Here is a 17624-nt window from a genome sequence, read left to right as displayed (position 1 = left end):
AGTCCGAGCACTGCCTTAAAATAAGTGATAGTAGTCCAAAAGATAGTAGTCCAAAAGGTAGAGCAGGTCTTGGAATAAGAGGATGGAGGTGTGCTGAGTGTGGCACATGGCATGATAGAGATATCAATGCCGCTAAGAACATCCTTGCGGTCGGGCTTGACCGTCTAGCTGTAGCAATCCCCTCGGTTTAGCGAGGGGAGGAAGTCAAGTCTTTGCCTATTATGCTTGATGACTTACGCTTAGGGATTTAAATCGAAAATCTCAAGCTCAGGTACCAAGTCCAAAGAGTGCAGGCGCGCCTGCTGATCATAAATATTAGCAGTGACCATCAGCTCATCAGGCTTATGCTCCTCCAAGAAATGCTGTAATAGAGGACGTACGCGTCCAACACTGCCAATAAAAGATACCGCTAAGGCATCATCGACCATGGCTTTTTCAGGGGCGCTCCAGATACTGTCCATCGACTCTACGGGCGCGGGTACTTGACCACGGCCACCACGGCGTAAGCGCACAAAGCTTTGCTGTGCAGAGGTAAAATGATAGCGAGCCGTGGCATCATCATCTGCAAGTAGCATATTGGCCGCAAGCATCACATACGGCTTATCCAAATACTGTGAGGGTTCAAAGTTTTCGCGATACGTGGTAATGGCCTGCGTCATCATACGCGGCGCAAAATGTGAGGCAAATGAATAAGGTAAGCCAAGCTTAGCCGCTAAGGTGGCACCAAACAGTGATGAGCCTAAAATCCAAACTGGCACCTTGCTATGAGCACCTGGGAAGGACTGAACCGGACTGTTGTCTGAGTCGCTACCCAAAAAGAACATCAGCTCCTGCACATCTTGCGGAAAGCGATCGGCATCGTGCATCTGACGGCGCAGTGCTCGAAAGGTTGCCCCATCTGTGCCAGGCGCGCGGCCCAATCCCAAGTCAATACGATCCCCATATAAAGCATGTAGTGTACCGAACTGCTCAGCTATCACCAACGGCGCGTGGTTTGGCAGCATGACACCACCTGAGCCGATACGGATTTTGTTGGTTTTAGCACCAATATGCGAGAGCAGTACTGACGTTGCGGCACTGGCGATACCAGGCATATTGTGATGTTCTGCCATCCAAAAGCGGTTTAGGCCAATGGCTTCTGCCTTTTGTGCCATATCCACGGTATAAGCCACGCCCTGAGCAGTGGTTTGACCCTCAGGGATAGGGGCTAAGTCTAAAAAAGATAAAGGAGTTGCGCTCATAAGTCATCCATTAGCAGAGTCAATAAAGCCTTAAGCAGAAGCAAAAGGGTTTATTTATTGCTTATTAATAAATTTTTTGATGGTGTGCTAATGGTTGATATGAGCCTTGGCTGCTTAAGTTTCAAGTAGACCGGTTGAATATTAATAAACTAATAACAAGGCTACTTAACACATCAGTGCCATCATTAATCTAGGCTTCATCTTGGGGTATTGTAAAAGTACGATCCAAAAAAATAAGGCACCCTAAGGCACCTTATTTTTATATCGTTATTAACCAAGTAAATTAACCAAGTAACATTAACCAAGTAAATATGTTGATTGGGCAGGTTTATTTGGCCAGTTTATATGCAATCACATAATCACCAATTTTGGTTCCGACTGAGCCGTGACCACCGGCTACCAATACCACCATCTGCTCACCTTTTGAGTTTAAGTAAGTCATAGGTGTGGCTTGGCCACCTGCCGGTATACGCTGGTTCCAAAGCACATCACCGGTTGCTAAGTCATAAGCTCTGAAGTTGTTTTCAGTTGCAGCTGATAAGAAGGCCACGCCGCCTTTAGTGATGATAGGACCACCAATACCCGGTACACCCAGCTCAAACTTCAATGGCAAAGGCGATAGGTCTTGTACGGTACCGTTTTTGCGCTGATAAGCGATGTCGCCTGTGCTTAAGTTGGCGGCAGCAATCGTGCCCCAAGGTGGCTGCTGACAAGGCACGCCAAGTGGCGATAAGAAAGGCCCCATCTCTACGGCATAATCGGCGCCTTCGTTGGCGTTAACCCCTTGCTCACCTTTGTTGGTCTCCACGTCACCTAAGCTGTGTTTAGGAATAAGCTTGGAGGTGAAGGCCAAATAAGTGGGCATACCAAACATGACACCATTTTCTGGATCAACCGCCAAGCTGCCCCAGTTAAAGGTACCAAAGTTACCTGGATATACCAACGTTCCATTGAGCGAAGGTGGTGTGTAGCGGCCCTCATAGTTCAGCTTATTAAACTCAATACGACACATCATTTGGTCGATTAAGCTTGCCCCCCACATGTCTTTTTCAGTTAAGCGTTTTGGCTCAAAGCTTAGTGCTGAGTAAGGCTGAGTGGGAGCAGCATGTTCCCCTGCTATCAAGTCACCTTGCGGTGCAGGGCGCTCTTTAATCGGTAAGATAGGCTCACCCGTAGCACGGTTTAACACATAAACATCACCTTGCTTAGTCGGAACCACAAGCGCAGGCTGCACGCCTTTATCGGTTTTTAAGTCCAATAATGTCGGCTGAGCAGGGGTATCCATATCCCACAAGTCATGGTGTACGAACTGCTGTACCCAGCGTGCTTGTCCGGTTTTTAGATCTAAGGCAACCACAGAGGTGGCATACTTTTCTTCTTCAGGGGTGCGATAAACACCTAACTGATCAGGGGTACGGTTACCCATTGGGAAATAAGCCAAGCCTAACTTTTCATCAGCTGTGGCAATAGACCAAGAGTTGGGTGAACTGGTCTTGTACACTTGATTGGGATCGTTGACATCCAGCGGCGCAGTTTGTTGTGGGTTACCAGAGTCCCAGTTCCACTTAAGCTCACCTGTACGCACATCATAAGCACGGATAACACCAGAGGGTGAGTTAATATCATAGTTGTCATTGACTGCACCGGCTACGATAACTAGGTTACCGGCCACAACAGGTGGTGACGTTGAGTAATAAAAACCGGCTTGTTTAAATGGCATATTGTGCATCAAATCAAGCGCGCCGTTATCGCCAAAGTCTGCACAGCGTTGTCCGGTCTCAGGATTTAATGCATAAAGCTTAGCATCTGAGGTAGGAATAAAGATGCGAGCATCACACTGCACAGGCGCATTATTAAAGGTATTGCCCTCGATTTTTTGCGCTGTAAGTGTCGTATTGTTAGCCGAGGTGGCGGCTGAAGCTTGAATGGCATTCACTGGCGATTGTGAGCCGGCATAAAAAGAGACGCCGCGACACGTTTGGTGCTGGCGCTTTTGGTTTTCACCCACCTTAGGATCAAAGGTCCATAGGCTCTCACCCGTATCCGCATCTAGTGCCATTACCCAGTTGTGAGGGGTACATAGATATAGCGCATTGCCAATCTTCAGTGGTGTGGCTTGATATGTGGTTTCACCGATATCTTTAGGGCCTTTGACATCACCGGTTTGGATCTGCCAAGCCACTTCTAGATTTTTGACGTTTTCGGTATTAATTTGACTCAGGGATGAATAGCGCTGACCATAATCGGTACGGCCATAAGCACTCCAATCTCCTTCAGGGGTCTGTTGACCGTTCGATAAGGCGTCCCCTAAGTTGGCTGTAGTATCTGACGTACTGGTATTTAGATCTAAGCGGCCCAATTTGTCAGTGGAATTGTTGGCCATACTACCAAAAGATACCGCAGCACCGGCCACTACTGATGCCAATAAGCCCCAATAATAAAGTGGGTTACCCGTATTGTGGGTATCGGCTGGCGCAGAAGTCAGTGGCTGGGATACAGGCGGCTGTACTTGAGCGGCACCTGTGCTTGAGGGAGTATGCAGGGTGTTGCCGGCAGGCGCAGTCAAGATTTTGGATTTATGATCTCCCATCTTCTTAGCGACCCAAGGCAGCAGCATGAGTAGACCGAAGATAAGTGGGAAGCCTAGGCGCGTGGCCAACGCCCACCAATAAAAGCCTGCTTCCCATACCGCCCAAATAACTGAGCCAATGATAAACAGGCTATAGAGGGCATAAGCCCCCCAATGTCTTTTTAGCAGTAGCCATGCGGTCAGTAGCATCATTATGCCCGCGATCACATAATAGGGGCTGCCTCCTAAGGATAGCAAGTAGCCGCCGCCAATAAGCAAGGGCAGCGCAAACAATGCCATCAAAATAGCCAGAAATTTTTGCATGAGAGGTTACCTTATGCGTGAATATGATTAACAAAAATGAAAGTCGGCTTATCGCCTAAGTGATCCTTCTGTCCTTGAAGGCTTAAATTGCTTATAAAGCATAGATAGGGGGAAGGCATCTAACAATAAAGTATCTAATGTAAAGATAGCTTGCTTAAAGCTGTTGCTAGTTTATCACGGCGGCTATTAGCAGTTACAAAAAGCAAAAAAAACTCTTGCGCCATCAAGGTGCAAGAGTAAAAAGCGTGTATCAATCAAAAGAAAATTAAGGTTGTGAGTCAACGCAAGTTTGATATCAACCGAGGGTTTTCAAAGAGCAGTTAGCTGCTAAATTGCTGTTGGCAAAGCTGAATAAATGCCTGCCCAAAGTGGCGAATCTCAGCGTCATCTCGCACCGCAATCCAACTGGTAAAGCGGCCAAAATGATCAACAGGAATGGCAGTCAGATTCTGGTAATGACCAGGCTCAAAGGCCATTTCAGCGATAATACCCACACCAAGACCTGCCCCAACATAGGTACTAATCACATCGGCATCGAGGGCAGCAAGGACAATTTCAGGCTCAAGACCGGCATCGTGGAAGGTCTTGTCAATGGCACCGCGACCTGTGAAGCCGCCGTGATAGGTGACCAAAGGATAGCTGGCAAGAGTCGGCAAATCAATACTGTCTAATTCTGCCAGTTCATGGTCTTTAGGCACGATAACACGGTGAGACCAATCATAATAACGGTAGCAGCGCAGATAAGAGTTTTGTAGCAGTGCTTCAGTAGCAATACCGATATCGGCTTGACCTCGAATGACCATATTGGCAATCGTTTGCGGATCGGCTTGCTGTAGCACCAGCTGCACCTTAGGGAACTGCTGCTTAAACTGCTTGATAATATCTGGCAGTACATAGCGTGCTTGGGTATGGGTGGTGGCTAGGGTTAGTGTACCAGTCTGTGGGTTGTTGTAATCAAGGCTGATATTCTCAATGGTGCGAATTTCGGTGAAAATTGCCTCAATATGGGGCAGTAGCGCTTCACCGACAGGGGTCAGTCCGGTTAAGCGTTTGCCTTGGCGCACGAAGACTTCGGCTTTTAATTGGTTTTCTAAAGCGGAGATGTGCTTTGACAGGCTTGATTGGCTAGTATGTAGCACTTGCGCCGCTTGGCTTAAGTTATAGCCATTAATTACGGTATGCCATACCGTCTCTAACTGTTTAAGCTGAATTTGTAAATGTCTTTGATTGACGATGACATCAATGGCCATAAATTTTTCCTATATCACTTCAGCAACACTTAAAAAGCTCACTCAAAACACGTCAGTGGCCAAAGCAAATTTAGCCTACTAAACATATAAAGAGCCTGCACAATAAGCCAAAGCTATCAGCTGAATTTATTAACTTAATTTATTATAAAGAGGGCACACCATTTAACTCAAACATTATACCGCTATTTGGTAACATATGCCCAGTTTCAGTGCACCAACTGCCGACTGTATTGTACGCGCAATACGATACGGCTAGTCAAGCCTGCCATTCTAAAGTAACATAACGGTTTTCTGATTTTATAACCATAGGTCTGCTATGTCTGTATCGACCCCTACTAAACGCAGCTCAAAATCTGAGTTGTCCCCTGCCAAAAAATCTTGGCTTGACTCTTTAAAGGCTTTTAAAGACCTGCGCGTCCTTATTATGTTCTTTTTAGGGTTCGCCGCCGGCTTACCCATTATGCTGATTTTCTCAAGCTTGGGGCTTTGGCTGAATGAAGCAGGTGTGGATCTGAGTATCATCACCATGTTTAGTTGGGCAGGTCTTGGCTATGCGTTTAAATTCATCTGGGCGCCGCTTATTGATGCAATCCCTGTACCAATACTGACCAACTGGTTAGGGCGTCGCCGAGCATGGATGGTGGTCGCGCAGTTGCTGATTATTTTGGCCATTTATTTGATGGCCAGCGTCAACCCTGCTGAGGTAAATGTGCTGCACTTAATGGCTGCCGGATCGGTACTATTAGGCTTTGCCGCAGCAACGCAAGATATCGTCATTGATGCGTACCGTATTGAGCTTGCCCCGCCTGAAATGCAGCCGGTATTGTCCTCTATCTATGTTACCGGCTACCGCATCGGTATGATTGTCGCCGGTGCTGGATCTTTATATCTGGCCGTATACTTTGGCTCTACTGAAACGGCATATAGCTATGAGGCATGGCGTAATACTTACTATGTTATGGCGCTGATCATGACCCTGCCTTTACTGACGACCTTTGCCGGCTACGAGCCGACCGCTGAGATTTTACAGATCAAAAAACAACAGCTTAACCTCAAGCTGTTCTCTATTTACTCGGCGATTTTATTGGTACCAGGTACTTTAATTGGGCTGCCGTATTTAATAGAAACCTTGTATAACAGACTGTCAGGTAGCAGTATGGTGTTGGTGCCTAAAACGGTTTATCCGCTACTAAATAACTATTTTGCTGTGGCCATCGCGGCTGCACCTTTGTTATTGCTGTTTTTGTTTATCAATCAGCCAAAAATTATTAATAAAGCGCCCACTGTGACCGAGTCCAAAAACGACTATCTCAGATTGGTATTGGTATTTGTACTATCCGTGGTGGTATTCGTGGCCGGTTATAACCTTATTGGTAAAGTACTTCCTGAGTTCGAAGATGCGCTGGCGGCCTTTTTAATCGCCACACTTCGCTTATTGGCAAGCTTAGGATTGGCAATTATCAGCGGTTTATTGTTGGTAAAAGTGGGCCTGGTCAAAAAAGAAGTGGCGATGGCCACTTGGATTAATCCTATCTTAGATTTTTTCCGCCGCTATGGCAAAAAGGCCTTGCTACTTTTGGCACTAATTGGCCTGTATCGTATCTCAGATATCGTCGCTGGCGTCATCTCAAACGTGTTTTATCAAGAGATGGGCTTTGATAAAACCCAAATCGCCGATGCGGTGAAGTTAGTTGGGGTTATTATGGCGATTGTCGGCGGCTTCTTAGGCGGTATGTTGGCCCAAAGAATGCGCATCATGCAGGTGATGATGCTCGGTGCTATCTTGGCGTCCTCTACCAACTTGTTATTCATCTTGCTGACTTACCATCAAGGCAGTGTTGAGTATATGTATTTTGCGGTCATTGTCGATAACTTGGCATCAGGCTTTGCCAGTATGGTGTTTATTGCCTTCTTATCGGCGTTAACCTCGATTAAATTTACGGCGGTTCAGTACGCGATTTTTTCATCGATTATGACCCTAATTCCTAAGGTAATGGGTGGCTATTCAGGCTCTATTGTAGAGGCGACCAGCTGGCCGTTCTTCTTTACCTTTACCTTTGTTATTGGTATTCCGATTTTAGTGCTGATCTATTTGGTAGATAAGTATATCGTGATTGGCGGCAATGATGACATTTATGGTGATGATGTGGCAGCCAGTCAGCTGGCGCTTGATGATACTGCCAACACTCAGCCTGAAAGTAAAAAATAACCCAAGGTAGGATAGCAATGACGGCACAGCAGCGGTTGAGCATCAGCCAGATGAAAAAAAATGATTACGGTGATTTGCCTGAACACTGGGTCGCTGACTGGCTACTATATGTGTTACAAAAGCCTGCCTCATTTTTGATTACTGATGCAGAGTATAAGCTTACTGACGCTGAGCAAGCGCATTTTGAGTCTGGTATCGAGCAGATGCGCTCTGGTACACCGCTGGCTTATCTGACTGGCAAGCAAGCATTTTGGTCGCTAGACTTCTTCGTTAATGAGCACACACTCATACCAAGACCAGATACGGAGGTGTTGGTAGAGCAGGTATTAGCTTGGATTGATACGCATTATGCCCAAGTTCAGAACGATGATGCCGATGATATCAATGATGCCAACAAGTTGCCCAAGCGGTTATTGGACTTAGGCACAGGCTCTGGTTGTATTGCCATTAGCCTTGCGCATGAGCTGCAAATGTTAGCGCCCAATCATACAGCCAGTCAGTGGCAAGTGACCGCGATTGATTACTCTAACCCTGCTTTAGAGGTTGCTAGACGCAATGCGGGTTTAAATAAGGTCACAAATATTGAGTTTATCCAAAGCGATTGGTTTAGCGCATTAGAGGCAGCTAATACAAATAAAGAGTCGCCACGCTTCGATGTCATCGTCTCCAATCCACCTTATATCGTTGATGATGATGAGCACCTAGACAAGCTTAAAGCTGAGCCGTTATCGGCTTTGGTTGCGCCAGACAATGGACTGGGAGATATCAAGCAGATAGCAGGGCAGGCTAGAGGCTATTTGGTAAGTGGCGGTCTGTTAGCGGTTGAGCATGGTTATGATCAAGGCGCGGCAGTTCGTCAAATTTTTACTGATTTTGGCTATACACAGGTTAAGACCATACAGGATTATGGAGGCAATGATAGAGTGACGATGGGGGTGTGGGCGAGTGCTTAACCAATTGGAGAAAGAAGCGCGCAAACCTACGTATACCTAATAAATAAAGACAATCCAAAACAAAGCCCCGCTAGTTAACTAACGGGGCTTTATTTATATGTAAAGTACTATCGCTAACTTTTAAAGCTTATGACGAATCTCAAAACTGTGGTGAATTGGCTTTTTGGGATTAAAATCAAAACCAATGGTTTCACTGGTAATCTCAGTCACTTCATAACGCTCATACAGCGTTTCATCTAACTCAAACTTAGTAAAGTTATTAGAGAAGTAAATCACACCACCATTAGCCAAACGGTTCATGGCACGGTTAATCAGTGCTGTGTGGTCACGCTGCACGTCAAACGTCCCTTGGAACTTCTTTGAGTTTGAAAAGGTCGGTGGATCGATAAATATCACATCAAACTGATCGGTATTGTCTTTAATCCAGTCAAAGATATCAGAGGCAATAAACTGATAACGGCTGGTGGTCACATCTAGACCATTTAGCGCAAAGTTTTGTTTGCCCCAGTCCAGATAGTTTTGCGATAAATCGACACTGGTCACTGATTTTGCCCCGCCAAGTGCGGCGTGAACACTGGCAGTACAGGTATAAGCGAATAGGTTTAATACATCCGCACCGCGGCTGGCAGAGCGAATCATACTACGCATATTGCGGTGATCAATAAACAGGCCGGTATCTAGGTAGTCAGTAAAGTTAACATAAAAGTAAGCGCCGTCTTCTTGTACCACGTGCATTTTACGTTTCTTTTGTGCCAGACGCTGAGCTTCTTGGCGCTTGGCCTCTTCACGGGCTTGCTGAAACTTATTGCCTTTATAGCGATTGCGGTTGTCCTTTTTAGGCTCTGGGGCATTTTTTGACTCTTTAGATTGAGCGCTGGCTTCAGGGTTGCCATATTGAGTGTTACCCACTTGTCGAGCACGGGTCTTGATAAAGATTTGCTCTCGGTTGATGCCAAACACTTCACGGATACCCATGAGCGCAAGATTAAAGCGTTTGCGAGCAGTTTCTGGTGGAATACTCTTCGGCGGAGCCCACTCTTGCACATGGACATAGTCGCCATAAACATCAATGGCCACTTTATAGTCGGGCAAATCTGCATCATAAACACGCAAGTTGGTCACATCTTCTTTGGCAGCCAGTTTTTTTAGATGGTTCACATTCTTTTGCAGACGGTTGACGAAATCTTGCGCTTCATCCACTTTAATTTCGGTTTTCTCAAAGCGGGTGATTAGGCTTTCGCCCTCTTTGCGGATCAGCTGACCATGACGGAAATACACGGTAATGGCACCATTATGACAGCGCAAAGTTTGCGGGTCTTCAATAGGCAGCACGTCAGCTTGCTCGACATGAGCGGCAAGCAGACCTAGCATGGGCTGGTATTTTTGTTTGGCGAAAATCTCTTGCAAGGTCAAACCTAGGCCTTGATACAAGGGCTTAATAAAGTCACTTTCGCCCAAACGCTCGCCATAAGGCGGGTTTGTAATAACCAAAGGACGTTTTAGCTTACGGTCTAATAGCGGTTTGGCCAAAGCTATCTTTAGCTGTGACAGCGGACGCTGCTCTAGCGTTAAATGCGGAATCAGTTCAATTAAACCTGCGGCGATTAAGTTTTTATGTACCGCTTTTATGGCGCCAGCATCAGCATCGAAGCCTAAAATAGTCGGTAATTTACCGGCTGCAGCTTTTTGTAGTCCATTATGGAAGCGCTCTTGGGCCTGTACCACACATTGCTGCCATAACTCGCTGTCATGCTCTTGCCAGTTATAAAAACCAAATTGAGATTCGGCTTTATCAATGCCCACCGGATAATCACAGTGCATTAATAGCGCTTCAATGATAAACGTACCGGAGCCACACATGGGGTCAATAAGCGCACTATAGCTGTTTTTGGTTTTGTGCCAGCCTACGGTATATAACAAGCCGGCCGCTAAGTTTTCTTTAAGCGGGGCATCGGTCATGGCCACACGGTAACCGCGGCGGTGTAGGCTGGTTCCGGATAAATCTAAGAAAATCTCGGCCTGTTTTTCATTGACGGTAGCATAGATAGGGAAGTCAGGATTATTGCTATCGACATCAGGGCGGGCATCGAGCTTTTCGCTAAAAGTATCAGCGATGGCATCTTTAATACGCAGCATGGCAAACTGCTGGCTAACTTGAACCCTTTTATCGACACTCATTCGGATAGCAAAGGTATTGTCTAATTCAAACCACTCAGTCCAGTCCACTGTACGCGCCAGACCATTTAGCTGTTCGGCGACGTCATACTCTTTATTGATATTGCGCTTTTTGATCGGCAATAACACGCGCGAGGCGACGCGTGACCACAAGCAGATTTTATAGATTTGCTCTAAGGTGGCATTGACCGCAATACGGCCGGTACTTTTTAGCTCATGGCTAATATCCATGTGGCTAAGCTCAGTCTGTAGCGGTGCCTCTAGGCCATCAGCGCAGGTTACGACAATATCATAGCGCTTGGCAGCGGAAGCCGTTGGTATGGTGTCTGATGTGTTAGGTGTTACAAGGGTGTTTTCGGGGGTGGACATAATTTGCCTTTACGTTGGTATGTTACTTATTCAATCATCACAGGTTTTAGACTGTTTTAGCGGTGGCAAGCAGATCGCTTGCCATAGTACGCGGTAAAAACAATATAATGTGTGACTTTAAGCTTAAGAAGGTCTAATAAGAGGGGGTGAGGATAAACCAGTTATCAATAGCGGTGATTTTAACACACTAACCTTGGACGGTAGGATATTTCACTGAGTTAAATACGTTTTGGCCCATTTAATGACTTACGCTTTCGGCGATTGGTTATCGCTTTTGACCTTCGGGGTAAAATTAGCTGCGCTTGCTTGGGTGTGCGGCGCCTCAATATGACGGGCAAGCTCAGCGTCTGTGCTGATGTCTTTGGCAATTAAGACGCGCATGTGCGGGTAGGGGATGCTAATCTGGGCTTGTTGCAAGCTGTTTGTTATCGCCTCATGCAGCGCCTCTTTCATTCTGGGCATACGTGCCACAGCGGCGGGCGTCACCCAAAAGCGCACGATAAAGACGATGCCAAAGTCACTGATATGATCGACAGTGGCTGAAGGCTCAGGGCGTTTTAAAATATTATCTGTGTCCTCAAGAACCTTTAAAATCACTTGACGGGCCTGCTCGGTATCGGACTCTAATGCCACCCGCACTTGAATATCAAAGCGAATAAAGTTCTTTGAAGTTAAGTTGGTGACCTCTGATGAGGCCACAGTGGCATTGGGAATAATAACGGTGATATTGTCTCGAGTTAAGATGTGGGTGGTGCGCAGTGAAATCAAAATAACCCGGCCCTCATTATTGCCAATGCTAATCCAGTCTCCAACTTTAAAAGACTGCTCAAGTAAAATGGTGATGCCGGAGATGAAGTTAGCTATGGTTGACTGCGCAGCAAAGCCCACTGCCAAACCCAAAATACCCAGACCGGCGACCAAGGACACAATATCAAAGCCAAATTGCGCCATGACACTGGCCAGACCGAAGACGATAATCAGTACTGAAAATACGTTTTTTAGCAGCTGTTCGATCGAGGCATTAAGCCCATAATGCTTCAGCACTCGGCTAATCACCTGCTCAGAGGTGGCCCAGAGTACATAATAGATACCTGCCCAGATACTGGCTTTGGCGGTGGCACTGACTGTGGAGGGATCTACGCTGACTTGGCTCATAATGGCAATGACGCAGCTGACTACCCAGATATAGCGCATCACCGAGCGGATAATGCTTAAACGCCGTTCGGAGATTTTAAAGCGGTCTTTATAACGGTTGGTTAAGTAAGTAAAAAACCAGTACAAGGCCCACAGTATCAGCAGCAATATGATGATCTTTATGGTAGTGCTGGCAAGCTCTACGCCGCGTGAGGCCCAGTCACGACTCTCTTCTTCTAAGTTACCACCAATGGCAAGATACAAGCTTGAGTATAAATCGTGCAGGATGTCTTGAAAAAAGGCACCTATCTTCGAGCCGGTCTCTTTTGCCATTGCACTTCCTATAAATCATGAGTATTTGGAGCAGTTAGGATTCTTGGTTTTAAAGTAGTAATATACAACAAAATGAGATAAGTTGAGACCATCTTGCGATGCGCTTATGCACTATCTATAAAAACATCCTGCTATACAAAATACCCTGCTATAAAAAAACACCCTATAGTTAGAGTGTCTTTATGAATAGCATAATACGTGTTTATTATACTAGGCTTGGTAGGCTCTTAGCTTAGCGGCGACATCACGCAGTGCAGTGCGTAGGCCTTCAAGTATCGTGGGGTGGTAGAAGGGGCTGTCTAGTAAGCCATCAATATCTACTTTATTAGTAATGGCGGTCGCCAAAATATGGGCAAGATATTCAGCATCAGGCCCTACCATACTTGCGCCTAATACAAGACCGGTGTTGGCAGCGCTATAAATACGTAATAATCCGCAGTTCACGCCCATCACACGGCTACGACCTTGATTGTCAAAGCTTACCTCACCCACCACATAAGCTTCGCCAGATTTTTCAATCTCATCTATAGTCTGTCCAACCGACATAATTTGAGGCGAGGTAAATATAACCGACATGGGGGTGGTGACAGTTTGTGATTTATCAGGGGCAATATCATTTAAAAGAGTGCTGTTTTTTGAACTGTCAGGGTCGTGTTCAATGGCATCACTCATACTAACTTTATCTGATAGCCCTGAGATCTTTAGCGCTACCTCTTTGCCGGATAAATAACCTTCATTACTTGAGACATGCAATAAGGGCATATAAGCATTGGCATCGCCAACGATATAAACATTGGTATCTTTGATCCTGCCGGTGATGGTGTCCATGTCTTGCGGACGATTTTTATCATCCAAACGCACCCCTAAGTGCTCGACGCCGAAAGTATCTAACGTATTGTGGCGGCCAGTAGCTACCAGAACTTTTTCACCTTGCCAAGTTTGGCTATTACCTTGGGCATCGGTGTAGTTAATGATGGCCTGAGCACTATTGGCGCTGTCATCACGCGATACGTTTTGGATGTTGGTGGCCAGACGCAAATCCAGCTGTTTTGAAAAGCAGTCTATTGCTTTTTGATTGACAATCTCATCTTTGATACCGCCGACATTTTCGCTGCGATTAAAAATAGCCACCTCAACGCCTAATCGGCTCATGGCTTGTGCCAACTCTAGGCCGATAGCACCGGCACCCACGACCGCCATCGACTTTGGCAAATCGGGTAGCTCAAAAATTGTATCTGAGGTGATAAGGGCATCGCCCAAAGTTAGCTTCCAACCTTCTGGTACAAAAGGTTTGGAGCCAGTGGCAATAATAATATGCTCCGCCTTTATGTATAGCGTCTCGCCGGTTGAGGTATGTGCTTCGATCAGGCCATCTTCTAAGAACACAGCTCGGCCATAGATTTTATTATTCTCATCCCAACTCTCGACATTTTTAAGCGCAAAGCTTGAGAAGCGATCTCTTTCTGACTGCACCCGTTTCATGACTTGTTTGCCATTGATGATGGCTTGGCCTTCAATACCAAATTCTTCTGAATGGTTGGCGTGATGCGCTCTATCTGCAGCTGCAATTAACAGCTTGCTGGGCATACAGCCCATGGTGGTACAAGTTGTTGACCAGATACCTTCGTTAATGATGACCACATTGTCTGTTACCTTGCTAATCTGACGATAAGCATTATGGCCTGCCGTACCTGCACCAATCACAGCAGCATCAACATAACGAATGGATTTTTGAGAGTCTATTGCAGGTTTTGTCATGATAATCCTTGTATTAGGTTATAAATAATTTATGGAGACTATGCCGCAAACACAGGTAATACCTTAGATTTTTATAAAGACTGCATTGTGCTTAAACAAGGTATTTAAGATAACCATTACGATAAGGTGTCAAGAAGTCTATCGGCATAGTCCTTGGCACGCAAATTACGCTGAGCGTGGGTCAGTGTGCCATTTTTATCAAACACAAAAGCAGAGCGCACTAGGCCGAGAGTTTTTTTGCCATACATATTTTTTTCTTTAATCACATCGAAGTGCTGGCAAAGCTTTTCATCTGTATCACTGATGAGCGCAATTTGAAGATGGTGTTTTTCGATAAATTTCTTATGCGATTCAATACTGTCTCTAGACACCCCGATAACCTCGTAGCCAAGCGCATCAAATTCACTAAGCTTGGCGGTAAAGTCAGTCGCCTGAGTGGTACATCCGGGCGTATTATCACGTGGATAGAAGTAAATAATTAAGCCTTTGTCCATATTCTCAACAAACTGATCAAGTACTATTTCGCTCTCTACCATGTCATCATCTATGCTTTGTACCATAGGCATTGGGAAGTTAGGTAGGGTAATCATTTCGTCAGTGGGTTTGGCCATTTTGTTTTCCTTATTTACTTAAATGAATTTATTCATCTACATTTATTAATCTAAAAGGCAGTTATTGTTTTTAGAGTAGTTTACCTAAGATTGAGTAATGACTCAAAGCGTCGCGTGTAAGCGTTAAGTAAACCTTTAAGGTATAAAAAAAGGCTGACATAGGTCAGCCTAATTAAAACAGGTCAATATTCAAAAAATGATCCACAGCTTAGCTGCGCATTAAAGCCCTAAAGGCTATGCCCATAAAGACTTAGCCTTTAAAGACTAGGCTTTTGGTTTTTGAGGGGGATTAAGCTTTAAGCCTTTGGTGCACTGTTGTAATTCATTTTGCATGTTTTTGGCATAAGACAACTTTGAGGGGTCTTTACCACTTTGTGCGTAGCTCTCAATTTCCCACATTTGACCCAAAGTCATTTTACTGCGCACATTGACGGTGCAGCTGCATAATTTTTTGGCTGTGGCATTGTCCGCTACTTTATAACTTACTGTGCCTTTGACGCACTGATCAATTTGATCTTGCTTGATATCTAAGGCTTGAGCTGGCGTGATAAACATAGCCGCAGAAGCGCCAAGCGCGAACAGAGGCAATACTTTTTTTGTGATAAACATCATAAACGAAAATCCTTTGAGGGCAACAGGTAGTATTAAAAGAAAGCGCAGTTTTAAGAAAGATTAGCCAGTACAACACCCTCTTTGCTTAAATTTTTATAACATAACTGCAGCATAAAGACCGCAATCCGCTTGGTCTTATGCCTAGCTAATCTAACAGCATACCTTACCAAGCTCATAGTGAGATTGATAATGAATTTTGCTATTCAGTTGCAAATAAATGTTACTAGGCCGTTACATAACGGCCAACGCCAATGCGATAAAGCCATTTTATTAGCCGGCATAACGGGTAGGGTCGGCCAATCCGGCATCACTAAAGCCTCTTTTGCGCAGAGTGCAGCTGTCACAGATACCGCAAGCTCGGCCTTCGCTGTCAGCTTTGTAACACGAAATGGTTTGCGAGTAGTCTACACCCAATGAGTTGCCGAGCTGAATGGTCTGTGCTTTGCTAAGCTTTTGTAGTGGTGTCTGGATGTGTAGTTTGTGGCCGGTCACTCCCGCTTTGGTGGCTAAGTTTGCCATCACTTCAAAGGCTTCGATATATTCAGGGCGACAATCTGGATAGCCTGAATAGTCGACTGAGCTTACGCCAATGACGATGTGGTTAGCATCGGTAACCTCTGCGACAGCTAGCGCGTAAGATAAAAATATGGTGTTGCGCGCAGGGACATAGGTATTCGGGATGGCTTGGTTGTCGATGTCATCGGTATGCGTTGGGAATTTGTCCGCATCGCCATCTGGAACGGTCATATCATGGTCAGTTAATGAAGAGCCGCCTAACTGCGCAATATCGATATCGATGATTTTATGATTGACGCCAGCTTGGCCAGCGATGCTTTTGGCTGCGACTAATTCACTGTTATGACGTTGACCATAGTTAAAACTCACAGCCGTGACTTTGGCATAGCGCGCTTTTGCCCAGTATAAGCAAGTGACAGAGTCTAGCCCACCTGAGAGAAGTACCACCGCGTTTTGCTGAGAAGTATCTTGGCTTGCGCCACTGTTAGAGGGTGAGGTTAAAGCATCTGCTGAGGCATCAGTCATAAGGGTGTCCTAAAAGGCTTAAAAAATTAAAAATGGCAGTTATTAAAATAACAATGGGGCAATAAAAACCGTCTATTTTAACAAAAATGACGCCACTGGGGGTGTCTTGTCCGGCAGGGTTTAATCAAAACGGTACATATCCATGCCTAAGCTATGATGTGACATGCTTTCATGAATGACCGAGACCCGTTGGCCGCAGCCCAGCGCAAAAAATAGGGGCAGTAAATGCTCAGCACTGGGGTGAACCTGCTCCACTTGAGCGAACTGCTGCCAATCTAAAGCCGCTGGAATGTCCGTCTTTAACTGGTGCAGTAGCCAGACTTTAAAGGCTTTGGCACTGGCATCTTCACTAGAAGCGTTCCAACTTAAGGCCGCCAGATTATGGGTGATACTGCCAGAACCAATCACTAAGATTTGCTCATGGCGAAGCTGCTCAAACAAGCTGCCCAATTGATAACAGGCATAAGCGTCGAAGTGCTTGGGTAATGACAGCTGCACAATGGGCACATCAGCTTCTGGATATAGATGAAGAAGTGGTACCCATACCCCGTGATCTAAAGGTCGCAGTGGATTAAGACTGTTGATGACGCCCATTTTATTAAGCTGATTTGATAGTGACTCGGCCAGCTCAGGATGGCCTAAAGCAGGGTATTCAATGCGATTAAGCTCATGACTAAACCCTGAGAAATCATGCCAGGTCTGCGGTGTAGGGTTACTGGCAATCTCAAGGGTTTGAGTGACCCAGTGTGCTGACATAATCACAATAGCTTTGGGTTTGGGTAGGTTTTGCCCAGTACGCGCCAGCGCATTGGTGGTGGCGCTTTTTTCAAGCGCAAAGGTAGGCGCCCCATGCGAAATAAATAGCGCCGGCAATGTGGCCAGCGCTTGCATAGAACGCACTTTTGGCTTGTGACTGTTAGTGACTGGCTCAAAGCTTGTGAGCCTTGTGATGGCAGTCACTGGGCTAAAGGTTGAGCTGTGGGTACGATTTGAATGTGTCATAAGCTAATTATGGGGGCGGGCAGCATTTTTTAAAGTTGAGGTG

At 45.7% G+C, this 17624-nt stretch carries 13 protein-coding genes; 3 read left to right on the top strand and 10 right to left on the bottom strand.

The annotated features are described in order from the left end of the window. Window positions 1-191: zinc ribbon domain-containing protein (locus tag JMX92_RS03450; protein ID WP_201543912.1), on the top strand; the 191-nt coding region annotated here is incomplete at its 5' end. Window positions 192-239: 48 nt separating this feature from the next. On the opposite strand, the gene JMX92_RS03445 is transcribed toward JMX92_RS03450, so the two are convergent. The 3 genes from JMX92_RS03445 to JMX92_RS03435 form a co-directional block, all read right to left on the bottom strand. Next, a complete protein-coding gene (locus JMX92_RS03445; RefSeq protein WP_011960993.1) occupies window positions 240-1241 on the bottom strand; it encodes an LLM class flavin-dependent oxidoreductase in 1002 nt (333 codons plus the stop codon). Window positions 1242-1569: 328 nt separating this feature from the next. Next, window positions 1570-4134 carry a membrane-bound PQQ-dependent dehydrogenase, glucose/quinate/shikimate family gene (locus tag JMX92_RS03440; RefSeq protein ID WP_201543911.1) on the bottom strand — a complete coding sequence of 855 codons (2565 nt, stop codon included), beginning with the start codon at window positions 4132-4134 and terminating at the stop codon, window positions 1570-1572. A 320-nt stretch (window positions 4135-4454) separates the two neighbouring features. After that, window positions 4455-5384 carry a LysR substrate-binding domain-containing protein gene (locus JMX92_RS03435; protein ID WP_011960991.1) on the bottom strand — a complete coding sequence of 310 codons (930 nt, stop codon included), beginning with the start codon at window positions 5382-5384 and terminating at the stop codon, window positions 4455-4457. Window positions 5385-5700: 316 nt separating this feature from the next. On the opposite strand from JMX92_RS03435, the gene JMX92_RS03430 reads away from it, so the two are divergent. Next, entirely contained in the window at window positions 5701-7593 is a 1893-nt protein-coding gene (locus JMX92_RS03430; protein ID WP_201543909.1) for an AmpG family muropeptide MFS transporter, read from the top strand. Window positions 7594-7610: 17 nt separating this feature from the next. Further along, window positions 7611-8546 (top strand): peptide chain release factor N(5)-glutamine methyltransferase, encoded by a 936-nt coding sequence (prmC, locus tag JMX92_RS03425; protein WP_201543907.1) that lies wholly within the window; start codon window positions 7611-7613, stop codon window positions 8544-8546. 120 nt (window positions 8547-8666) lie between these two features. Here prmC and rlmKL read toward each other — a convergent pair whose 3' ends face one another. The 7 genes from rlmKL to JMX92_RS03390 form a co-directional block, all read right to left on the bottom strand. Beyond that, entirely contained in the window at window positions 8667-11090 is a 2424-nt protein-coding gene (gene rlmKL, locus JMX92_RS03420; RefSeq protein ID WP_201543906.1) for a bifunctional 23S rRNA (guanine(2069)-N(7))-methyltransferase RlmK/23S rRNA (guanine(2445)-N(2))-methyltransferase RlmL, read from the bottom strand. 246 nt (window positions 11091-11336) lie between these two features. Next, on the bottom strand, window positions 11337-12557 hold the full coding sequence (locus tag JMX92_RS03415) for a mechanosensitive ion channel family protein (protein WP_201543904.1): 1221 nt from the start codon (window positions 12555-12557) through the stop codon (window positions 11337-11339). 210 nt (window positions 12558-12767) lie between these two features. Continuing rightward, window positions 12768-14315, bottom strand: a complete 1548-nt coding sequence (locus JMX92_RS03410; protein ID WP_201543902.1) for a dihydrolipoyl dehydrogenase — start codon at window positions 14313-14315, stop codon at window positions 12768-12770. A gap of 116 nt (window positions 14316-14431) precedes the next feature. Beyond that, a complete protein-coding gene (locus JMX92_RS03405; RefSeq protein WP_011960985.1) occupies window positions 14432-14926 on the bottom strand; it encodes a peroxiredoxin in 495 nt (164 codons plus the stop codon). Window positions 14927-15190: 264 nt separating this feature from the next. Next, the gene (locus JMX92_RS03400; RefSeq protein ID WP_011960984.1) at window positions 15191-15538 is read right to left on the bottom strand and encodes a hypothetical protein; all 348 of its coding nucleotides are present in this window, start codon (window positions 15536-15538) and stop codon (window positions 15191-15193) included. Window positions 15539-15808: 270 nt separating this feature from the next. Then, window positions 15809-16579: a 7-cyano-7-deazaguanine synthase QueC gene (gene queC, locus JMX92_RS03395; protein ID WP_011960983.1), complete on the bottom strand. Its 771-nt coding sequence runs from the start codon at window positions 16577-16579 to the stop codon at window positions 15809-15811. A gap of 120 nt (window positions 16580-16699) precedes the next feature. Further along, complete coding sequence (locus tag JMX92_RS03390) at window positions 16700-17581, bottom strand: DODA-type extradiol aromatic ring-opening family dioxygenase (RefSeq protein ID WP_227675249.1); 882 nt, start codon at window positions 17579-17581, stop codon at window positions 16700-16702. Between the last annotated feature and the right edge of the window lie 43 nt (window positions 17582-17624).

Source organism: Psychrobacter sp. H7-1, assembly GCF_904846585.1.
Lineage (GTDB): Bacteria > Pseudomonadota > Gammaproteobacteria > Pseudomonadales > Moraxellaceae > Psychrobacter > Psychrobacter raelei.
This window is presented reverse-complemented; position numbering and strand designations above follow the sequence as displayed.